This is a genomic window from Luteibacter sp. GL_149 (genome assembly GCF_057834065.1).
Map to the genome: position 1 here is coordinate 3,498,154 of NZ_CM174395.1, position 20,565 is coordinate 3,518,718.

19 protein-coding genes are annotated in these 20,565 nt (G+C 62.2%); all 19 read right to left on the minus strand.

Translation table 11 applies throughout. From position 1 onward, the window contains the following. Positions 1-3: 3 nt before the first annotated feature. The 19 genes from fliJ to flgG all read right to left on the minus strand — a co-directional run bounded on the left by fliJ (position 4) and on the right by flgG (position 20,525). Entirely contained in the window at positions 4-432 is a 429-nt protein-coding gene (gene fliJ, locus AC3IR3_RS15400; protein ID WP_489193379.1) for a flagellar export protein FliJ, read from the minus strand. After that, positions 429-1,796, minus strand: coding sequence for a flagellar protein export ATPase FliI (gene fliI / locus AC3IR3_RS15405; RefSeq protein ID WP_489193381.1), 1,368 nt, complete (start codon positions 1,794-1,796; stop codon positions 429-431). The genes fliJ and fliI overlap by 4 nt, the downstream gene beginning before the upstream one ends. Further along, positions 1,793-2,440, minus strand: a complete 648-nt coding sequence (locus AC3IR3_RS15410; protein WP_489193383.1) for a FliH/SctL family protein — start codon at positions 2,438-2,440, stop codon at positions 1,793-1,795. The genes fliI and AC3IR3_RS15410 overlap by 4 nt, the downstream gene beginning before the upstream one ends. After that, positions 2,440-3,429, minus strand: a complete 990-nt coding sequence (fliG, locus tag AC3IR3_RS15415; protein ID WP_489196942.1) for a flagellar motor switch protein FliG — start codon at positions 3,427-3,429, stop codon at positions 2,440-2,442. Before fliG ends, AC3IR3_RS15410 begins: the two co-directional genes overlap by 1 nt. A gap of 13 nt (positions 3,430-3,442) precedes the next feature. Further along, positions 3,443-5,143 carry a flagellar basal-body MS-ring/collar protein FliF gene (gene fliF / locus AC3IR3_RS15420; protein ID WP_489193385.1) on the minus strand — a complete coding sequence of 567 codons (1,701 nt, stop codon included), beginning with the start codon at positions 5,141-5,143 and terminating at the stop codon, positions 3,443-3,445. 36 nt (positions 5,144-5,179) lie between these two features. Beyond that, positions 5,180-5,509: a flagellar hook-basal body complex protein FliE gene (gene fliE, locus AC3IR3_RS15425; RefSeq protein ID WP_489193387.1), complete on the minus strand. Its 330-nt coding sequence runs from the start codon at positions 5,507-5,509 to the stop codon at positions 5,180-5,182. A 128-nt stretch (positions 5,510-5,637) separates the two neighbouring features. Then, positions 5,638-7,053: a sigma-54 dependent transcriptional regulator gene (locus AC3IR3_RS15430; RefSeq protein WP_489193388.1), complete on the minus strand. Its 1,416-nt coding sequence runs from the start codon at positions 7,051-7,053 to the stop codon at positions 5,638-5,640. A gap of 294 nt (positions 7,054-7,347) precedes the next feature. After that, a complete protein-coding gene (locus AC3IR3_RS15435; protein WP_489193390.1) occupies positions 7,348-7,917 on the minus strand; it encodes a PilZ domain-containing protein in 570 nt (189 codons plus the stop codon). A gap of 28 nt (positions 7,918-7,945) precedes the next feature. Further along, the gene (locus AC3IR3_RS15440) at positions 7,946-8,242 is read right to left on the minus strand and encodes a flagellar protein FliT (protein ID WP_489193392.1); all 297 of its coding nucleotides are present in this window, start codon (positions 8,240-8,242) and stop codon (positions 7,946-7,948) included. Then, positions 8,239-8,655: a flagellar export chaperone FliS gene (fliS, locus tag AC3IR3_RS15445; protein WP_489193394.1), complete on the minus strand. Its 417-nt coding sequence runs from the start codon at positions 8,653-8,655 to the stop codon at positions 8,239-8,241. The genes AC3IR3_RS15440 and fliS overlap by 4 nt, the downstream gene beginning before the upstream one ends. Positions 8,656-8,682: 27 nt before the next feature. Then, complete coding sequence (gene fliD / locus AC3IR3_RS15450; protein WP_489193396.1) at positions 8,683-10,056, minus strand: flagellar filament capping protein FliD; 1,374 nt, start codon at positions 10,054-10,056, stop codon at positions 8,683-8,685. 141 nt (positions 10,057-10,197) lie between these two features. Next, positions 10,198-11,628, minus strand: a complete 1,431-nt coding sequence (locus tag AC3IR3_RS15455; protein WP_489193398.1) for a flagellin N-terminal helical domain-containing protein — start codon at positions 11,626-11,628, stop codon at positions 10,198-10,200. 328 nt (positions 11,629-11,956) lie between these two features. After that, positions 11,957-13,387 carry a flagellin N-terminal helical domain-containing protein gene (locus tag AC3IR3_RS15460; RefSeq protein WP_489193399.1) on the minus strand — a complete coding sequence of 477 codons (1,431 nt, stop codon included), beginning with the start codon at positions 13,385-13,387 and terminating at the stop codon, positions 11,957-11,959. Between the two features lie 359 nt (positions 13,388-13,746). After that, the gene (flgL, locus tag AC3IR3_RS15465; protein WP_489193400.1) at positions 13,747-14,952 is read right to left on the minus strand and encodes a flagellar hook-associated protein FlgL; all 1,206 of its coding nucleotides are present in this window, start codon (positions 14,950-14,952) and stop codon (positions 13,747-13,749) included. A gap of 2 nt (positions 14,953-14,954) precedes the next feature. Continuing rightward, positions 14,955-16,826: a flagellar hook-associated protein FlgK gene (flgK, locus tag AC3IR3_RS15470; RefSeq protein WP_489193402.1), complete on the minus strand. Its 1,872-nt coding sequence runs from the start codon at positions 16,824-16,826 to the stop codon at positions 14,955-14,957. Between the two features lie 24 nt (positions 16,827-16,850). Further along, complete coding sequence (gene flgJ / locus AC3IR3_RS15475) at positions 16,851-17,873, minus strand: flagellar assembly peptidoglycan hydrolase FlgJ (RefSeq protein WP_489193404.1); 1,023 nt, start codon at positions 17,871-17,873, stop codon at positions 16,851-16,853. Then, a complete protein-coding gene (locus AC3IR3_RS15480) occupies positions 17,873-18,976 on the minus strand; it encodes a flagellar basal body P-ring protein FlgI (protein ID WP_489196943.1) in 1,104 nt (367 codons plus the stop codon). The genes flgJ and AC3IR3_RS15480 overlap by 1 nt, the downstream gene beginning before the upstream one ends. Positions 18,977-19,050: 74 nt before the next feature. Beyond that, positions 19,051-19,731: a flagellar basal body L-ring protein FlgH gene (flgH, locus tag AC3IR3_RS15485; RefSeq protein ID WP_489193406.1), complete on the minus strand. Its 681-nt coding sequence runs from the start codon at positions 19,729-19,731 to the stop codon at positions 19,051-19,053. A gap of 8 nt (positions 19,732-19,739) precedes the next feature. Further along, positions 19,740-20,525: a flagellar basal-body rod protein FlgG gene (flgG, locus tag AC3IR3_RS15490; protein ID WP_132144515.1), complete on the minus strand. Its 786-nt coding sequence runs from the start codon at positions 20,523-20,525 to the stop codon at positions 19,740-19,742. Between the last annotated feature and the right edge of the window lie 40 nt (positions 20,526-20,565).

Sequence of the window (20,565 nt, forward strand, 5' to 3'; positions counted from 1 at the left end):
TTCCTATCCCCTGGGTGTGCGACGGTGCTGGGAACGCTCGTCGGCTTGCTCTTGTTCGCGACGGTCTTCCTGCTTGCGCTCCTGCTCCCGATATTTCGTGGTGACGGCGTCGAGCGCTTTAGCCCTGCCGCGTGCGTCGGCCCAGTCGTTCTGCGCATGCGTAAGCGCTATTTCGCGCCGCTGGACTTCGCCCATCTGCTGCACGATCGCGCTGTCGATACGAAGCAGGAACTGCTGACGATTCAGCAACGCGGCGACACCCAGACCATCGGGCATCGTCGCGTACTCGTTACGGTAGCGACGCAGTTCCACGAGTTGTGCTTCCGCCGCCGCGACCTGTCGCTGATGCTCGGCAAGCGAACGCGTGGCTTCGTCCGCTTTGTCGGCGGCCAGGTCGACCACGGGCTGCAGACGATCGGCACGGGAACTCATGCGGCACCGCTACGGGCGACGTCGACCAGCCCTTCGGCTGCCTGTTCCAGCGACACCGGCTCGTCGGTTTCCTGCTGGAGGAAGGCCGACAGATGCGGATAGAGCGCGATGGCTTCGTCGGTGCGCGGGTCGCTACCCTTCTGATAGGCGCCGACGCTGATGAGGTCGCGCTGCTGCCTGTAAGCCGAATAGACCTGACGAAAACGCTGCGCGGCCTTCATATGATCCTTCGACACCACGGCCGGCATCACGCGACTGATGGATGCCTCGATGTCGATCGCGGGGTAATGCCCGGCCTCGGCCAGGTCGCGTGAAAGAACGATATGGCCGTCGAGAATCGCTCGCGCCGCATCGGCGATGGGATCGTGGCGGTAGTCGTCGCCTTCGGTAAGTACGGTATAGAACGCGGTGATCGATCCGCGCCCATCCTTGTCGTTGCCGGCGCGTTCGACCAGCGCGGGCAGCATGGCGAATACGGAAGGTGGATATCCCTTTGTGGCGGGAGGCTCGCCGATCGCCAGCGCGATTTCGCGCTGAGCCTGCGCGTAGCGGGTCAGCGAATCCATAAGCAGCAGTACGCGCTTACCCTGATCGCGAAAATGCTCGGCGACGGCGGTAGCCAGCTGCGCGCCGCGCAGGCGGCTGAGCGGTGGCGCGTCGGCAGGCGCGGCAACAACCACTGCCCGGCGGCGCCCTTCGACGCCCAGGGTGTGGTCGACGAATTCCTTTACCTCGCGGCCACGCTCGCCGATCAGGCCGACGACCACGACGTCGGCATCGGTGAAGCGGGTCATCATGCCCAGCAGTGTCGACTTACCGACACCGGAGCCGGCGAACAGACCGATGCGCTGGCCACGTCCGACCGTCAACAGCGAGTTGATGGCGCGCACACCGACATCCAGCGGCGTATCGATAGGCTGTCGCGCCATGGGATTGATCGGATCGCGACGCAGCGGAACGCGCTCGCGCGCCAGCAAGGGCCCCTGCCCGTCCAGCGGCGCACCATCGGAACCGATGACCCGTCCGAGCAAGGCATCGCCCACCGGTACGCCGGATACACCCGCGCAGGGTGTCACGCGCGCGTTGGGCAATACGCCATGCATTTCGCCCGTAGGCATCAATAGCAGGCGGCCATCGGAGAAACCGACGACTTCGGTTTCCAGCTGGGCACCGTCCGCACCGGCGACCATGCAGCGTGCGCCAACGGGCGCCTCGCAGCCGACCGCTTCCAGTGTGAGGCCGACCACGCGCCGCAGCTTTCCTTCCGCCTGCAACGGCCGCACTTTCGCCGCGTTGGCGCTTTGCGCCGCCAGCGCATCGCGCCAGTGGGCATTACGTTCGGCGATGTGCGTTTCGGCGTTCATTCGGTATCCGCATGACCTTCGAGCACGGCATCGATGACGGCTGCCAGCCGCTTGCGCACGGTTGCGTCGAGCCGCGACGATTCGCTTTCGAGTCGGCAGTCGCCACGCTCGAGGGCATCGTCGTCAGCCACGACCCATCCGTGATCCGCCGCGATGCGGTGATCGCGAACGATCGCCGCGTCCGCGGGATGAAGATAAATTTTCAGATGACGCGACCCTACCGGCAGCATGTCGACAGCCTGACGAACGATATCGACGATACGCTCCGGTGCGGTCGCGATCTCGTAGCCAAGCACGCGCTCGGCAATGACCGTCGCGAGCTGCGCGATGTCCATGGCCACTTCGGCGTCCAGGTTAGCCAGCGGCTGGGCAGCGGCCGCGAACAGGGCGTCGAGCCGCGCGGTTTGCGCTACGAGTTCGCGCTGAGCCGTCGCGCGACCTTCCGCAAGCCCGGCATTGAATCCTTCCTCGCGAGCCTGACGCTCGATCGCCTCGATCTCGGCAACGGTCGGCCGGTGCGGCCCTTCGTCGGCTTCGGCCTTCGGATCGTTCGCCGGTACGCCACCGGGACCGTTCACGAGCGGAAGCTCCCAGCGCTGGAACTGGGGGATGCCTTCGCGTGCGAGGATGGAGGTCAGGGTCATCAGACGAATTCTTCCCCGCCACCGGCGAGATTGATCTGACCTGCGTCAGCGAGCCGACGCGCCGTGGCCAGTACTTCCTTCTGAGCGGCGTCGACTTCGGAAAGCCGGACCGGGCCCTTGATTTCGAGATCGTCGCGCAACATATCGGCCGCTCGCTTGGACATGTTGGCGAATATCTTTTCGCGAATCGCCGGCTCGGCACCCTTCAACGCCGTGATCAGGCGAGCCGACGGCACTTCGCGCAGCAACGTCTGCATGCTGCGATCGTCCAGTTCGGCCAGGTCGTCGAAAACGAACATAAGCTCTTCGATCTTCTCGCCGAGCGTATTGTCCATGCCGCGGATCGAAGCCATCAGTTCCGCTTCTCGCGCCGTCTCCATCGCATTCATGATATCGGCGGCGGCTTTCAGGCCACCGACGCTTGCCGATTTCAGTTTGTTGGAATTGCCGGAGAACTGACGCTCCATGATTTCGTCCAGCTCATTCAGCGCATGCGGCTGCACACCATCGAGCGTCGCGATACGCATGACCACGTCGCTGCGCACGCGCGGCGCGAGGTAACCAATGACTTCCGCCGCCTGATCGGATTCCAGGTGAGCCATCACCAGCGCGATGATCTGCGGATGCTCCTGCCCGATCATCTCGGCGATGGCCCGGCTTTCCATCCACTTCAGCGATTCCAGGCCCTTGCTGCTGCGGCCGAGAAGGATGCGGTCGATAAGGCCGCCCGCCTTGTTCTCGCCAAGCGCGTTAACCAGGATCTTGCGGATGTATTCCTCGGTACCTACACCGATCGCGGTGTGTTGGCCGATGTCTTCCTGCAGGCGACTGAGAACGAAATCGACCTGCTCTCTGGACACATTCTTAAGCGCGGCCATGGCGGTACCCACCGCCTGCACGTCGCGCGCACCGAGGTGTTTGAGAACCGTCGCCGCATCTTCCTCACCCAACGTGAGAAGAAGGATCGCCGCCCGCTGTGCGCCCGTCAGGGTCGCATTCTGATCAACCGCCATCGTCGGACACCCAGCTCTTCACGACTTGCGCCACCTGTTTGGGATTTTCATTGGCCATGCGCTTGGCAAGACCGATTTTCTGTTCGTACGCGAGCATTGTCGGCGAGCCCAGCTTAGCGGCATGCGACGCTCTCACGTCGTCGGTAGCCAGATCATCGTCATCCACCATGACCGAAACAGTCGGGAGAGGACCTTCCAGCGCGACGCTATGCTGCGCATGCTGCGGCTTCAGCAAGCCACGCATCATCGGACGCAGGACAAAGAAGCCGACGATCAGCGCGACCATGACGCCGAGAGCCTGCTTGATCAGATCGAGCATGCCCGGCTTTTCCCAGAACGGCACGCTGACCGGCGCATCGTCCGTCGCCAGTGTGCGGAATGGTTCGTTGATCACGCTGACGCTGTCGCCGCGATCGGCACTAAAGCCAACGGCATTCTTGGTAAGCGTGGTCAGGCGCTCGAGTTCTTCCGGAGTAAACGGCACGCTCTTGAATTTGCCGTCCTTGTCCGGAACCTGCTTGTTGTCGACGATCACCGCGACGCTAAGGCGCGCGACTTTGCCGGCCGGATCGGTGACGTGGCTGACGGTGCGATCGAGTTCGTAGTTGCGCGTGGCGCTGCTGGACTGCTGCGACGGTGGCGCGGTCTGCGTGCCGGCCGTCTGGCCCGCCTTGCCGCCGGCGTTCGGCTTGGCCGCGGTCGGCTGGGCAACGGTATTCGGCGGCTGATTGCTGAGCGCGCCCGGCACGCCGCCCTCGGAGGCGTTGTCATGACGTGTGTCGCTATTGGTCTGCTCGCTGCGCAACGCGGGATTGTCGTGATTAAAAATCTCGCTGGCCTTCTCCGTCTTGGCGAAGTCCAGATCCGCGAATACCTGGGCGCGCACCTTGCCCGCACCGACCAATGGCGTCAGCAAGTCTTCAACGCGCTGCGTGTACGTGGCTTCGATACGGCTGGACAGACGCAGGCGGTTGTCGCCGATCGCAGCGGCGCTTTCCGGATCGCTGACCGTGAGCAGGTTGCCCTGCTGGTCGATGACGGATACCTGACGCGTATCGAGGTCGGGCACGCTGGCGGCGACAAGGTGGACGATCGCCGCTACCTGCCCCTGATCGAGCTGACGACCGGGATACAGCGTAATGACGACCGATGCGCTGGCCGGCTTGTTATCGCGAATGAAGGCCGAGGGCTTGGGCAAGGCCAGATGCACGCGTGCGGCGCGCACCGACTGCAGTCCGGCGATCGTGTTGGAAAGATCGGTTTCGAGCAGTTGCTGGTAGCGCGTGCGCTCAGCCATGTCGCTCATGCCGAAAGGTGAATCGGCTTGCGGCATGGCGTTCGCCGCGCTGCCCTGCGGCAGGCCCTGCCCGGCGAGTTTCAGGCGGATGCCCGCGACATCGGCCGCCGGCACGAAGATCGAACTGCCATCGCTGCTGAGCTGATACGGGGTATTGCCCGTTTGCAGCGCCTGGGTCACGGCAGCCGCATCTTTCTGCTCGAGACCGCCATATAGCAGTCCGTAGTTCGGAGCACGCGACCAGAGTACCGCAGCGATACCGATCGCCACGGCGGCGGCGATGCCGGCGAGCAGGAAAATCTGCCTAGCCGCCGGCGTTTGTGCCAGCGACTTCAGCGAGCCCATGCGCGATGCGTCGTTCGATTGGGTTGTGGCGACGCCGTTATCTGCCATGGTTCAACTCGTGATCTCTTCCGGGAGTCAGTCGCGTCAGAGCGACATGTTCATGATTTCTTTGTACGCATCGACCATCTTGTTGCGCACTTCAGTCATCGCACGAAACGAAAGGTCAGCTTTCTGACCCTGGATCATTACCTGTGCAAGATCGACTCCCGGATCGCCCCGCTCGAAAGCGGTAGCAAGCTGGCCTGCCTTTTCCTGCGTCTTAGCTACCCCGTCGATGGACTGCCTGAGCAGACTGCCGAAGGAATCCTTCGTGGCGGGACTGATCTCGCCGATGCCACCCGGTACCGGAAGATCGGCCTGGGAGCTGATGCGGCGCATCTGGGAAAGCAGGCTGCTTACATCGATCGTGGTCATGACGGAATTCCAACGCGTATCAGGTCTGATGACGCTTGAAGCACGACGCGTGCCAACTGAATGAAAGACTGCATGATCTCTGTGGGAGCGCGCCTGCGCGCTCCCACAGGTACGGCGCCCCCCCCCGATCAGCCTGCCTGCACCGTCTCGCTCAGTCCGTACTTGCGCAGCTTTTCGACCAGCGTCGTGCGCTGGACACGCAGCAGCTTGGCCGCGTGGGCCACGACACCGTTGGCGGAATTCAGGGCCTGGCGGATCAGACCGATTTCGATACCAGCCAGGTGATCCTTCAGATCGAGGCCTTCCAGCGGCAGGACCGACGGATCGCCCTCGCCGTACGCGAAGCTGTCCGCGATCACCGGCTGCTCTTCCATCATCGCGATCAGCGCGGCACCGGAGACTTCCTCGATCGGCAGCGCGCCGCGGTACTTCTCGGGCAGGTCCATGCCGCGCACTTCGCCATGCGGCATCAGGATCGCCATGCGCTCGACCAGGTTCGACAGTTCGCGGACATTGCCCGGCCAGCCGTGCTGACGCAACGCATTCATTGCGCTGGGCGCGAAACGCACCCGGGACAGACCACGCTGAACCAGGCGCTGATTGAACTCGCCGATCAAGGCGGGCAGGTCTTCCAGACGCTGGCGCAGCGACGGCATTTCCAGCGGGAACACACTCAGGCGATAGAACAGGTCTTCGCGGAACGAGCCACGCTCGATGAATTCCTCGAGATTGCGATGCGTCGCTGCGATGATGCGGACGTCGCAGCGCTGCGCGCGATTGCCGCCAACACGCTCGAAAACGCGCTCCTGCAGTACGCGCAGCAGCTTGACCTGCATCGGCAGGCTCATGTCGCCGATTTCGTCCAGAAACAACGTGCCGCCCTCGGCCATCTCGAAGCGGCCCTTGCGGGTGCTGATCGCCCCCGTGAACGCGCCCTTCTCGTGTCCGAACAACTCGCTTTCCAGCAGCTCGGCGGGAATAGCTCCGCAGTTGATCGCAACAAACGGCTTGTCGCGGCGCGGCGAACAATCGTGAATCGTGCGCGCGACCAGTTCCTTACCGCTACCCGATTCACCAAGTACCAGGACACTGGAATCGAACGGTGCGACCTGCCGGATCAGCGCGTTTACACGCTGCATGGGGCCGGACTGGCCGACGAAACGGCGGCTGGCGGCGATCGGCTCGACCCGTGTCTGCAAGCTGCGCATAGCCTCGGCCAGACGCTCGTAGCGCAGCGGCAGGTCGATCAGCTCGATCAGCTGACTGCGTGCATCGTCGGCGATGAGCGAGGTGGCAACCGGCGAGTCGGCAGCAACCAGCATCGGCAGGTTGCGCGCGTTACGGCCCAGGCTGGCGAGGAACTGCTCGAGCTGGGTTTCGTCTTCCACGGTGCCGACAAAGGCGCCGCGCCATTGCTCACCCGTTTCGTCGGCATCGACACGATCCGCCAGTACCGGGCGATAACCGAGGAACGACAGCGCCGAAACGATGGCCTGAGCCCGGGAGGCGTCCGATTCGATCACGAGAAAGTTGGAAGACTTCACCTTAATACCCCACTGCAATGCGTTGGTCGAAGGATCCGGACAGCCGCTGCGCGACTTGTCAGGCTTCATTGCAAGGTATCAATCAAGTTCCATGCCAGCGGCGGAAAACCGGCGCCACACGGCGGAGTTTTACGTCGTACGGCGGCGTTCCGACGCGTGAGTATTTCCTTTCCAACGCATGAGCACCGATGACAGCGGACGCCGGGTGTCAAATCTGACGACACGCGTCGCAAATGTGACGCTCATTGCCAGAGACAACAATTCGTCAGGTGACGCGATGGGTCACATCGTGTCTCAGCCGCCTTCCATCGGTCGCCCGGCCAGGCGCGCCTCGGCGACCTGGCGACGATGGTGACGGAAGACCAGACGCTCGATGGCATCGCGCACGTGCTCGCTAAGTCCTTGAAACCCAATGAACCCGCGACCATCGGACGGGCCCGCAAGGCGCTGTCCGGGAAGCTCCAGCGGTAGTGCGCGGCAGACATCGAAATGGATGCGCAATAGTACGGACTGCCCCACAGCCGGTAGGCCATCCCACGGAAGGACCGCGCCGGAGGCATTGAAACGCAAAGCGATCCGGGGCGGCAGGTCGGCCTGCGGCAGCAACAACCGGTTGACGATTTCCATCAGGACGTTGAGCTTCGCATCCAGCCGCGATAGCTCGTTCGTGACCGTCGTATCGTCCTCGGGTGTCTCGGCGCGCTTCTCGACCAGGGCCGCCACCGCCGTAAGTACGCTGACATTACGGTCGTTCAGAAGCGCGAGCGCCGCACTATCCGGCAGGGGAGCGAATTCGCACGTGGCGTGGAAGCGACCGTCATAAGTGACGCGCTCGGAAAACGAGCTCCAGATCTCTTCGTTCATTGCCTCTGCCCCCAGTCAGCGGAACGCGTCAGACCTGACTATACGCGGCAACGGCGCGCTGCATGCGCCGGGACTCGTCCCAGAGAACAGCCACTTCGTCGCGCGCAGCGGATACGAGCTCGCGAATCAGCGAGTCGATCAGCATGATCGACTTCAGTGTTTCCAGGGTCTCGTTCGTCGGGCGCATGGTCCCGGCATGCAATACCGGGTCACGCTCGGCTTCCAGCGCGGCCAGTTCATCCCAGCGCGACTCGGTGGCCGCGGCGTGCATCGCTTCGGTAAGGCTCATGACCTTATCCAGGTCGCAGTACACGATGTCGTTCACGGGGTAGCCTCGGCAAGCTGGCGCGCATCGGCGGGAATCGCGACCCAGCTTTCGCGCAGTTGCCGAAGCAAACCGGCCACTTCGTCAAGGATGGCGACGTCATTTTGCACATTCGCCAGCAGCAAACGGCGACTCATATAGTCGTATAGCGAATCCAGCTGACCGACCAGCGTCGTTTTCACGTCGTGGTTCAGGCTGGCCTGCAGCGTGCCGACGATTTCGATCGCCCTGGAAATCGCTTCGCCTTTGCCGGCGATATTGCCGCTAGCGATGCAACCGGTGGCGAAACGAATGCGCTCCAGCCCCCCGTCCATCAGCATGGTAATAAGACCGTGCGCATCCGCGGCTTCCACGCCACCGTGCGTCCGAACCTGATGGTAAGCGCCAGCGCCGTGTGCATATCCGAGTGCCATATCTAAATTCCTGTGCCGATGCGGCGCTTAGTTCGACGACTTCGTCAGCGCGTTGAACTGCTGGGTGAGGAAGTCGGTGGTGCCTGCCAGCTTCGTCATCATCGCGTCGAGAGCGCTGTACTGCTTCGTCAAACGCGTCGCGTAATCGCTCATCTGCGAATCGAGATCCGTGGTCTGCTTGGTCAGATCCTTGAGCTTGGCATTCAGGTTCAGCGTACGCGTGGCGAAAATGCCCGATGTGCCGGTCCAGTCGGTGATCGACTTGTCGATCTTCGTCGCTATGCCGTTATCGCCGGTAAACAGGTTCTGTACCTGGCGCGGATTCTTGTCGAGAGCCGTTTGCAGCTTGCTGCTGTCCAGCTTGAGCGTGCCGTCCACCTGCAGGGAAACACCCAGATCGCTGAGCGAGCCGATACCGTCGACGGCCTGCGCGCCGGTGAGCGTGGTGCCCAGTATCCCGGACAACTGCGACTTGACTGTGGTGATCGTGGCGTCGCCGAGCAGCGCGCCCGCCTGGTTGTTTACCTGGTCGTACTTCGTCAGCGTTTTGTACATGCCGATGAAGCTGTTGTACGAGGTGACGAGGTTATTAATCGCGGTCTTCGCGGCCGACAGATCAGTCGACACGGTGACGGTAACCGGCGAAGCAGGATCGGTCACCTTCGAAAGCGTCAACGAAATGCCGTCGATGGCGGAGGAAATCGTATTGGTGGGGCTGGTCGCCGCCAGTCCGTCGATCGCGAATTTCGCGTCCTGCGCCTTCGTGGTGGGTTTGCCGGTGGCCGGATCGAAGTTCAGGGCCGCAAGGCCGCCATCCCCGCCACTGGAGGTGACCGAGAATTTGTTGGCATCGCCCGTCAACGCCGAGGTCAGGACCAGATGGGCGCCATCGGAACCCGTGACGATGGTCGCCGTGACACCGGGATTAGTGGATGACTTATTGATCGCGTCGCGAACGTTCTGGAGCGTATTGTTCGTCGAATCCAGCGTCAGATTCATCGACTTGTTGCCGACGGAAATCGTCAGCGAGCCGGTTCCCACGGCGGCCGTGCCGCTGGCGTAGGCCGTCGAGGTGGTTTTTTGCGCCGTGGCGAGCTGCGTGACGGCGATGCTGTACGAGCCGGAGACGGACGTGGTGCTCGCGGTGGCCGACAGATATTTGTCGCCGTCGGTGCTGAGGCTGGTCGTCTGGGTCTTGAATGCGGTGCCGTCGGTAAGCGTCTTGATCGCGCTCTGCAAAGCAGTGAGCTGCGAGGTGAAGTTACCGAGGGCGGAAACCTGGGTGCTGGTCGTCTGCGTGTCCGCAGCGATCTTCTTGTCCTGCGCCGCGCGCTTGTTCGCGACGAGGTTGGTGACGATCGAATTGACGTCGATGGAACTGGAACCGATCGTGGTAGCCATGAAGCTCTCCTTGAGGGCGCCTCTGGAACCGAGCGCCATTTTGTCGACAGCCGGCACCCATGACGGATGCCGGCCGTGACATTCAAGCAATTACCCTGCCAACCCCGATGACGCTCGGGGTTGGCGAGGTTACCCCACCTGTTACTGGAGGAGCTTCAGTACGTTCTGCTGGCTGGAGTTCGCCTGGGCGAGCACCGAGACACCGGCCTGCTGCAGGATCTGCGCGCTGGACATGTTCGCCGTTTCCTGGGCGAAGTCGGCGTCCTGAATGGCGCTGCGCGAAGACGACAGGTTCTGCGAGATGTTCTGCAGGTTCGAGATCGTCGACTCGAAGCGGTTCTGGACGGCGCCGAGGTCCGAGCGGACGTTGCTGACCGACTGCAGGGCGGCATCGATACGGTTGATCGTGTCGTTGGCGCCGTCGACCGTCTTGACGCTGGAATCCGCAAGGGTCTTGGCGGTGCTGACCGCGGTCGTGCCGACCGTGAAGCCATCGGCGGCGGCCTTGGTGCCACCCACGGTGATGTCCTGCGCCGAGGAGAACTTCAGCGAGCCATCCTGACCGACGTAGGCTTTGATGCCCTGAGCCGACTTCGAGTTGATCGCGTCGACGACGTCCTGCGTACTATTGAAGGTGCCGGTGATGCTGAATGCAGCGCCGCTACCCACCTTGAACGTCAGGTCGCCACCAGCCACTACCAGCTGCGACGGAACAGCGTCGGTACCGGCGGTTGCCGTTTGCGCACCGAACAGCGCGGCACCGTCGGTGCCGCCAACCGTCGGGCTGCCCGCGCCCGCGGCGTCGTTCGTGAAGGTGAAGGTGCCGCCCGTCTGGCTCGCCGTGACGCCCGAACCCGTCAGCTGGCTGTTGATCGCCGTGGCGAGGCCGGCAGCATCGGTGTAGTTCTGGTTGAGGTTGACCGTCTTGCCACCGACCGTGAAGGACTTCGAGGCGGCGGAGAAATCGAAAGCGGCGACGGCGGTAGCACCGACCGTCTTGCCCTGGGTACCCGGGACGGCGGCGGCGAAGGTCGGCGTGGCCGAACCGGTGGCAAGCTCACCGACCTGGTTGGCCTTCATGCCCTGGCTCAGGCCGACCGTGATCACTTCGCCGACGTTCGCGCCGACCTGGAAGCTCAGGTTGTTGGAGCTGCCGTCGAGAACCTTCATGCCGTTGAAGTTGGTCTGCGTGGCGATACGCGTCACTTCCGACAGACGCTGCTGGACTTCGGCGTCGAGGGCGGCACGGTCGCTGGAGGAGTTCGACGCGTTGGTCGACTGTACGGCCAGCTCGCGGATGCGCTGCAGGTTGTTCGTGACTTCGTCGAGGGCCGACTCGGTCGTCTGCGACAGCGAGATACCGTCGTTGGCGTTCTGCACGGCACGGTTCAGGCCGTTGACCTGCGTGGTCATACGGGTGGCGATCGCCATACCGGCGGCGTCGTCCTTGGCGCTGTTGATGCGCATACCGGAGGACAGGCGCTCGATAGCCGAGCTGAGCTTGGACTGCGACTTGCTCAGATTGCGCTGGGCGTTCAACGAATTAACGTTGGTGTTGATGGTCATTGCCATGATCTTGAATCCTTTGTAAGCGGAACCGAATGCCGACCTGGTGCGGCGAATTCCGGCGGGGTTCCAGATGGAAGCCTTCCGCCTCAAAGAGGTTTTCGGCGCGCCCCGGGGAAACTTGAGAGGAAATTCCACATGTCAAGCAACTTCGTTGACTTAAGGCTGTAAGCCATGCGGATCAGCCTTCGTCAGGGAATAGCTATCGGCCGCTATCGGCAGGAATTTAGGGGCCATCTTCAAGTTTCCGATGCGGAAACGAAAAAGCGCCGGACATCCGTCCGGCGCCTGGGAAACGCGCTCAAGCTGGAGCCGCCAGATAGCGGCCGACGCTTTACTGCAAGAGTTTCAGCACGATCTGCTGACTTGCATTTGCCTGCGCAAGTACCGACACACCTGCCTGCTGCAGTATTTGTGCGTTCGTCGACTCGGCCATTTCCTCGGCAATGTCGGCATCGCGAATCGCGCTGCGAGATGCCGAGAGGTTCTCCGAGATGTTCCTGAGATTCTCCATGGTCGATTCGAAGCGACTCTGCATCGCGCCCAAATCCGAACGAAGTGCACTGATCGCGGCAAGCGATGCATCCACCTGAGCGATCGTGCGATTTGCGGCATCGGCTGTGAGGACCGAGGCATCCGCGAGAGTCATCGAGGGATCGACCGAGTAGCTGGCTGCAAATCCAAGCCCCTGCGCGTCCACCACATCAATGTTGTGAGAGGACGTGAAGGCAAGCTTTCCATCGGCGGCGACCGAGGCCTTGATAGCAGCACCCGACTGACCGTTGATAGCATCGGCCACATCCTGTACCGACTTGAACGTTCCGACAATGTCGAGCTTTCGTCCGCCGGCCGACAACGAAAGCTCGCCGGCAGCCAGAACCAGTGGCGCCGCCGCCACGGGATCCGTACCCGGTGTTTCGGTAGCTGCGCCAAAGAAGGTCGTCGCCGCGGTATCGAACGCAATGCTCGCAGGTCCAACGGCGGTATTGGTGAAAGTAAACTTGCCACCGACCTGCGACACGGTGACACCGGCGTTCGCCGCGGCGAGCCGGGTATTGATCTCGGTCGCCAATCCCGCGGCGTCGGTGTAATCGGCATCTAGAGTGACGGTTTTGCCATTGATAGCGAATGTCGTAGGTGTAGCCGTATAGTCAAAGTTAGCGATAACTGTCGCCGTATCCGTACTGGTGACCGTACCCGGCGATGTCGCACCGAACTTCGTAGCCAGATCGACCGAACCCGATGCCAGCTGACCGATCTGGTTTGCCTTCATACCCTTGTTGAGGTTGATCGTAATGACCTCGCCAACATTCGCGCCAACCTGAAAAGTAAGTTCATTCGCGCTTCCATCGAGCACCTTCATGCCGTTGAAGTTGGTATGCGTGGCGATTCGCGTTATTTCCGCGATTCGCTTGGTAACTTCAGCATCGATAGCTTTTCGGTCGTCCGGCGAATTGTTCCCATTGATCGACTGAAGCGCCAGCTCGCGAATACGCTGCAGATTATTTGTTGCCTCGTCCAGAGCGGACTCGCTCGTTTGTGCGAGCTTGACGCCATTGTCGGCGTTGCGCACCGCCTGATTGAGACCATTGATCTGTGTCGTGAAGCGTGTGGATATAGCCAGGCCCGCGGCATCGTCCCTCGCGCTGTTAATACGCTTGCCCGTGCCGAGCCGCTCAATGGCCATGCTTAGTCGGCTCTGTGTCTTGTTGAGGTTGCGCTGTGCATTCATCGAACTGATGTTGGTATTGATCGTCAGTGCCATGCTTCAAGTCCTTTTTGTTCCGAGTCCGATACCGGTCGCTGCGGCGACGTCCGGCGGGCTCCAGGAGAATTCGTCTGCCGCCTAAGGGTTTCGGCGAAGGAACGAGGGAGCACGGTCGGCGGAAGCTGGAATTGACTGAAGCTGTCGATGATTTCTGCGTAGGCGTGGCCGGACGCCGCATCAATGCTTCGTAGGCTTTCGCGCGCAGGCGCGCTCCCACAGAAAGCATCCGACCGACACGGCTCTCTGTGGGAGCGCGCCTGCGCGCGAAAGCCTACGAAGCGGCGAAGCGGAACCCGATAACGAAAACGGCGGCCCGGATATCCGGGCCGCCGCCAAGGCAACGCACTGCGAAATGGTTACTTCAGGTAATTGAACAACGAAAGACTCTGCATTTTCACGAAAGTCTGCTGAGCTGCATTCAGCGCAGTTTGCTGTTGTGAGTATTTGCTGATCGCGCTCGCCATATCGACATCCTGCAAATCGGAAATGCTACTGGCGTACTGCAGCGCCACATCGTCTCCGACACTCGTCTGCTGATCGATGGTGTTCATACGCGCACCGATCTTTGTACGCGTATTGACGACACTACCCATGGCCTGGTCCAGATTCTGCAGCTGGGCATTGACGACATTGTTCATCGAGGCGCCCCCGCCGGGTTTTTCGATGGCGCTGATCATATTGCCGATCGTCGAGAACATGTCCTGCGACGACGAGGGTGCGACAGCGAAGGAGTCGCCCACCACGGGCGTACCGGTGACCGGAATCTGCACGCCCTTGAACCCGATGCTGCCGTTGTCGCCGGTATAGGTACCGCTCGAAACGAGCGTCCCGTCCGCTGCCCTTACCTCGTAGTCCGTGCCGACGCCGCTCGCATTCGCCTGGGTAAAATTGATCTTGTAGCTTCCACCGTCCCACTGCGACATGTCGGTAACCGAGGTGGCGCCAACCACACCGGTGCCGGTATTGGTCGTGGCGGCTGTCGTCGTAAACGTGCCATTTCCACCGCGAATCGCCATGAAGACGTCGTCGCCGGAGTCGCCGGTGGCAATCTGAAGTCCCGCGCCGGCGGCAATCATGCGCTGGGACTGATCGCCGATGTAACTGATCTTGCCGCCGTTCGTCACGAAGGGTTGGGTCAATGTCTTGCTGCCCGCGAAGATGTATTCGCCCTGCCCGTCTTTCGTATTGGCCAGAGCGACCAGCTGATTAAGATTCTGCTGCATTTCCTTCGCGATCGACCCACGCGACTCGTCGGTCTGCGTCCCGTTATTGGCCTGCAGGGCAAGCGTGCGGATGCGATCGAGAATATCCGCGGCGGACGACAATGCGCTCTCTTCAACGGAGAGCCGCGACGTGGCCGACTGCATGTTCACCTTGTACTGATCGTTCTGCGCACTGGCATGCGACAGGTCGAGTACGCGCGCGGCGCCCGCGGGATTGTCCGCCGGTGTGAGGATAGCCTTGCCGGTGGTGATGGAAAGCTGCGTCTGCGACAACTGGTACTGATGGTCGAGCATCGAGTTGACGGACTGCTGCTGCCCCCAGGAAGTGGAAATACGCATGATCAGCCTCGCACCGCGGTAAGAAGAGCATCGAAAATCGTATTGGCGGCATTGATGACCTGCGCCGATGCCGAATAGGCCTGCTGGAAGCGGATCAGGTTCGCCGCTTCCTCGTCCAGATTCACGCCCGAAACGCTCTGCTGCGCCGAGGCCGCCTGGTTGTAGATACTGGTCTGCGTGTCCAACGCGGTATTGGCGCGCTGACCCGCCGTGCCGGCTGCCGCGGTCAGCTGACTATAGGACTTACTTACGGTGGTGATGCCGCCGTCGAGGATGCCTTTGTTCGCTATGTCCGCCAGCGCGAGCGCATTGCCGTTGTCGCCGCTGCCGCTACCGGCCGGATTGACCGAGAAGCTGTCGTTCGCCGCGGGCGTGCCGTTCAGCGTCAACGACCAGCCGTTATAGGTAATAGGCGTACCGCTGGCATAGGCCTGCGGTGCACCGCCGTTGATCGTATAGGTATTGGCCGAAGTGAACACGATGGTCGCGGGCGTCTTGAGCCCCGGATTGGCGACATCGCCGATGGTCAGGCCACCGAGCTTCGCCGCCCCCGTATTCCCCGATGTCGCGGTGGAAGTGAGCGGACCCGACGCTGCGATCTTGTTCGTATCGCTGATCAGCACGGACATGCTTGCGGCGGCATTGCGCGTCGGCATGACCTCGAAACTGTCTCCGGCAGCGGCTGCGCCTCCCACCGTGATCGAAAGACCTTCCGCCTTGAACGGATCGGCTGCCGTGCCCGTACCCGTCATCGGAACGGAGCGCCCATCCGTGGTCGTCAACGCCCAGTTGGTACCGTCGTAACGCATGGTGTAGTCGGATGCTGTGAGCTTGGAAACGTCGCTTACCGTCGCACCCGCGGTGCCGGTACCCGTATTTTTCGAACTTGGCAGGACCGTGGGACCGCTCACCGAAAAGAAGTCGCCACCCGCGGCGCCATTCAGATCAATGCCCTGCGCACTCTGCGCATTGAATGCGCTGGTCAGCGCAATGGCCGCGCGACCGAGCTGGTTACGCGCCGGGTCGAGTACGTTGGTACGGAAGTCGACCAGCGCGCCCAGTGCACCGTCGCCTATCTGGTTCGTCAGGTTGCCGCCACCGGGACCCAGAATTTCCAGACGCGACGAGTCGTACTGGTTTGGTGCCGTGGATAGCTTGAAAGCGGAAGAACCGTTGACCAGTGTCTGACCGCTGCCGATCGATACGTTGACCGTGTGATCGGACTGCTGGATGACACTGACGCCCGCATATCCGGATAGCTGTTCGATGGCGTTGTCGCGAGCGTCGAGCAGATCGTTGGGTACCGCGCCGCCGTAGGACGCCTTCTGGATCTGCTGGTTCAGGTCGGCAATGGACTGGGCCAGGCCGTTGACGGCTTCCACCGAACTTTTGATCTGGTCGTTGACCGAGGTATTGAGCGAATTGAACTGCGTTGCCAGCGACTTATACGAGGACACCAGGGATGTCGCCTTGCCAAGCAGCGCCTGCCGGCTGGCGGTATCCGTCGGCGCATTGGCCACGCTGCTGACCGAGCTGAAGAAGCCATCGAGGGCAGTCTGCAGATTCGAGGAGCCACTGAGCTGGTTGTTGAGGCTGCCGGTGAGCTGGGAGAACGTCGTGGCCCGACTCTGCCCGGCCGTCGCATTCCATACCGAGGTCGTCAGATACTGGCTGTACGAACGCTGGACGCTGACCGCATCCACGCCCTGCCCCACGTAGTACCTGCCCTCGTATGAGGAGTTCCGGGCGTTGAACGTCGTCGTCTGCCGGGTATAACCGACCGTGTTCTGGTTACTGATGTTGTGACCGATCGTGCTCAGACCTACCTGAGAGGCGAGCAGTCCGGACACACCAGTTGAGAGCAGATCGGCCATGATCGGTTTCCTTATCTATTGCTGTTACGGAAGATTTGCCAGATTCTTTAGCGCGGCCAGCGCCTGCTTCATCACAGGGCCATTGGCAATATCGGCGACTTTCTGCGCGTAGCCGGGGTCGGTGGCATAACCGCCTTCGCTCAGCGCCTTTGCAAAACCTTTGACATCGTCGCCGCGTCCGACCGCCTTCGCGTAGCGGGGACTGCTGGCGACCAGGTCGGCATAATCCTTGAAGGAATCGGAGGGTGACCCATAGGCACGGAAGCTGTCCTTCTTACGGACCGCCACGCCATTTTCGTACTCCAGCGTTGGCACATTAACGCGCTTGCCGTCCCAGCTGCTGCCCGCCTTGATGCCGAACAGGTTGAAGCTGGTCGACCCGCCCTGCGCCGGCATGTGTTTGCCCCAGCCGGTTTCGAGCGCGGCCTGGGCGAGCAGTGCGCGAACGGATACACCGAGCTTCTTCGCCGCTTCGATGGCATGTGGCGCCAGTGCCTGGACGAATTCCTCGGGGCTGGACGGCGCAAAACGGGTCACGGCCCCCGCCACGGACTGCGCACCATCGGACGCGGCCTTCGCCGTTTTGCCGAGCAATCGTTGCAGATCGCTCATCAGGCCGCTTTCCGCATCCGACGGCGACGAAATACCGCCGCCCTGGTCCGTCGATCCGGCGACACCTGTCGAAGCGAGTACGCCAAGGGGATTGTCGCTGGACGTACCGTCCGCGGAAGCGGTCGAAGCGTTGCCGCCCAACTGCCGGATGAGCATATCGGCGATACCCATGCCCTTGCCTTGCGACAGGGTGACGGACAACTGATGGTCGAACATATCGCGATAGGTATTGCTGGCCTGGCTGTCGAGCATGCCGTCGCCGAAACTGGCGTCGCGCATGGACTTCAGCATCATCTGGGTAAAGATCGACTCGAACTGCCTGGCGACAGCCGGCAACGCAGACTGTTGGTCCTTCTGCGCGGCCGAACGCAGGCCGGCAAACCCGGACATGTCCGTGTACGTGCCAAGCTTCTGCGAGTCGAGCATCGTCGCCATCAGATGACTACCAGCTCCGCGTGCAGCGCACCCGATTCCTTCAGTGCCTGCAGGATGGAAACCAGATCGCTCGGCGACGCACCCACCTGATTCACGGCGCGCACGATGGCATCGAGGCTGGCGCCGGGACCAAACTTGAACATATGGCCGCCGTCTTCGCTGACCGAAACATTGCTGCTCGGCACGATGGCCGTCTGACCGCCGCGACTGAATGCGCCCGGCTGACTGACCAGCGGCTGTTCGCTGATCGTGACCTGGATAGAACCGTGCGCCACCGCGGCGGCGCCAACCTTCACGTCCGAACCGATAACAACGGTACCGGTACGCGAATTGACGACGACGCGCGCCGGCGCATCGCCGGGATTCACCTCAAGGCCCTGGATCGTCGACAGCCACGAAACGCGCTGCGCCGGATCCATCGGTGCGCGCACGGCGACCGAACCCGAATCGATGGCATTAGCGGTACCCGCGCCGAAGCTGCGGTTCACGGCTTCGGCAACGCGTGCCGCTGTCGTGAAGTCGGCGGTATTGAGATTGAGCATGAGATCGCCGCCTTTATCGAAAGACGTCGCGACACTGCGCTCGATGCTCGCACCGCCCGGAATACGGCCGCTGGCGGAAATATTCACTTGCACGCTGGAACCGCTTTTCCCCTGCGCGCTCACGCCGCCGACGACGACGCTGCCCTGGGCGATGGCGTAGACATTGCCATCCGCACCCTTCAGTGGCGACAGCAGAAGTTCGCCACCGCGAATGCTTTTGGCGTTGCCGATGGAGGCGACCGTGACATCGATGCGCTGGCCCGGTTTGGCGAATGGCGGAATCTCCGCCGTGATGGTCACGGCGGCGGCGTTCTTCAGCTGCGGCCGCACATTGGCGGGAACGGTGACCCCGAACTGCTGGAGCATGTTTTCCAGGCTCTGCGTGGTGAACGGCGCCTGGCTGGTCTGGTCGCCGCTGCCATCGAGGCCAACGACCAGTCCGTAACCGATCAGCTGGTTGCTGCGGACGCCGCCCACCTGCGCCAGATCGCGGATGCGGTCGGCGTGCGCCGGAGCGAAAGCTCCGAGGGCCAACACGACGACCAGTGCCCGCAAGACCATGGCAAACCGCCTTTGCAGAATCGCGCTCAAGCGCGCTCCTGCAGAAAAAAGCGAAACGTTACGCGGCATGTTCATCAGAAGGGCATCCACTTGGAATCGAAGAAACGCGAAAGCCAGCCGCGCGTGTTCGCGTCGGCGAGCGTGCCCTTGCCCATATAGTCGATACGCGCGTCGGCGACTCGCGTCGACGGCACGATGTTGTCGGAGGAAATATCCTGCGGACGAACGATGCCGGAGATACGAACCAGTTCCTGCCCCTGATTGATAGTGAGCCACTTCTCGCCCTGCACGACGAGCGCGCCGTTGGAAAGGCGCCGCGCGACCGTCACGGTGATCTGGCCGGTCAGCTGGTTGCTCTGGCTGCTGGAACCGTCGCCCGCGAACGAGTTGTTGCTGGCCAGCGAGCTGTCGGCCGCCTTGCCGCCGAATTTCAGCGACTGGCCGAGGACCGTCGGCGACGTGATGCTGTTGCCGTTCTTCTTGTTGGTACTGGTCGCGGCCTTCTTGCTTGCCTGCGTGCTTTCGACAAGCGTGATCGTGAGGATGTCGCCGACGCGGCGGGCGCGTGGATCGGCAAACAACTCCATGGAACTGGAATCGGCGTAGATCGAACCGGTCGCCTGCGCGGGCGCCACGGCATCGACCGGCATGGTCGGCGCATACATGGGCATCGGCGTCGGCGGAACCACGGCACAGCCGGCGAGCATCCCGAACGGGAGCGCGACTGCCAGGGCACGGAGGATAGTGCGGTTCATGACGTGTCTCAGGTCTTGTTGGTGATGGTCTGGAGCATCGCGTCGGACGCGGAAATCGCCTTCGAATTCATTTCGTATGCGCGCTGCGTTTCGATCATGTTGACCATTTCCTCGACGACGTTGACGTTCGACGCTTCGAGGGTGTTCTGGTTGATGGTGCCCAGACCGTTCAGGCCTGCTGTGCCCGTCTGCGGCGCGCCACTCGCAGCCGTTTCCAGGTACAGGTTTTCGCCACGCGGCTGAAGGCCCGCGGGATTGACGAAATCGGCGAGCTGGATCGTACCGACCTGCTGGCTACCGGTCGTACCTGCCGCAACCACGCTGACCGTGCCGTCCGTTCCGATCGTGACGCTGGATGCATTGGTCGGAATAGTGACGGCCGGTTCCAACGGGTAGCCGTCCGACGTAACCAGCTGACCGTCCTGATCGCGTTTCAGCGAACCGTCGCGGGTATAACCGACGGTGCCGTCCGGCATCGTGACCTGCAGGAAGCCACGACCCTCGATGCGAACGTCCAGCGGATTGTCCGTCTGGGTGACGCCACCCTGGTTGAACATCTTCTGCGTACCGACGACACGCACACCGGTACCGAGCATGAGACCCGTGGGCGAGAGATTCTGTTCGGTGGTCTGACCGCCGGCCTGCCCACGATTCTGGTAAGCCAGATCCTCGAACTCCGCGCGGGCGCGCTTGAAGCCCGTGGTGTTGGTATTGGCCAGGTTGTTCGAGACGACGTCCATGCGCGTCTGCTGCGCATCGAGGCCGGTCTTGGCGATCCAGAGGGACGTGAACATGGTTGGGTCTCCTGCGCTCTCGCGCGTCATATCTTTGGCG

Coding starts and splice junctions, on each gene's coding strand:
- fliJ (WP_489193379.1), bottom strand. CDS start 432: ATGAGTTCCCGTGCCGATCGTCTGCAGCCCGTGGTCGACCTGGCCGCC.
- AC3IR3_RS15410 (WP_489193383.1), bottom strand. CDS start 2,440: ATGACCCTGACCTCCATCCTCGCACGCGAAGGCATCCCCCAGTTCCAG.
- flgK (WP_489193402.1), bottom strand. CDS start 16,826: ATGGCCGATCTGCTCTCAACTGGTGTGTCCGGACTGCTCGCCTCTCAG.
- AC3IR3_RS15435 (WP_489193390.1), bottom strand. CDS start 7,917: ATGAACGAAGAGATCTGGAGCTCGTTTTCCGAGCGCGTCACTTATGAC.
- fliS (WP_489193394.1), bottom strand. CDS start 8,655: ATGGCACTCGGATATGCACACGGCGCTGGCGCTTACCATCAGGTTCGG.
- AC3IR3_RS15455 (WP_489193398.1), bottom strand. CDS start 11,628: ATGGCAATGACCATCAACACCAACGTTAATTCGTTGAACGCCCAGCGC.
- fliF (WP_489193385.1), bottom strand. CDS start 5,143: ATGGCAGATAACGGCGTCGCCACAACCCAATCGAACGACGCATCGCGC.
- fliI (WP_489193381.1), bottom strand. CDS start 1,796: ATGAACGCCGAAACGCACATCGCCGAACGTAATGCCCACTGGCGCGAT.
- flgG (WP_132144515.1), bottom strand. CDS start 20,525: ATGTTCACGTCCCTCTGGATCGCCAAGACCGGCCTCGATGCGCAGCAG.
- flgL (WP_489193400.1), bottom strand. CDS start 14,952: ATGCGTATTTCCACTTCCTGGGGGCAGCAGCAGTCCGTCAACTCGATG.
- flgH (WP_489193406.1), bottom strand. CDS start 19,731: ATGAACCGCACTATCCTCCGTGCCCTGGCAGTCGCGCTCCCGTTCGGG.
- AC3IR3_RS15480 (WP_489196943.1), bottom strand. CDS start 18,976: ATGGTCTTGCGGGCACTGGTCGTCGTGTTGGCCCTCGGAGCTTTCGCT.
- flgJ (WP_489193404.1), bottom strand. CDS start 17,873: ATGGCGACGATGCTCGACTCGCAGAAGCTTGGCACGTACACGGACATG.
- fliE (WP_489193387.1), bottom strand. CDS start 5,509: ATGACCACGATCGATGTAAGCAGCCTGCTTTCCCAGATGCGCCGCATC.
- AC3IR3_RS15460 (WP_489193399.1), bottom strand. CDS start 13,387: ATGGCACTGACGATCAATACCAACATCAGTTCGATGAATGCACAGCGC.
- fliD (WP_489193396.1), bottom strand. CDS start 10,056: ATGGCTACCACGATCGGTTCCAGTTCCATCGACGTCAATTCGATCGTC.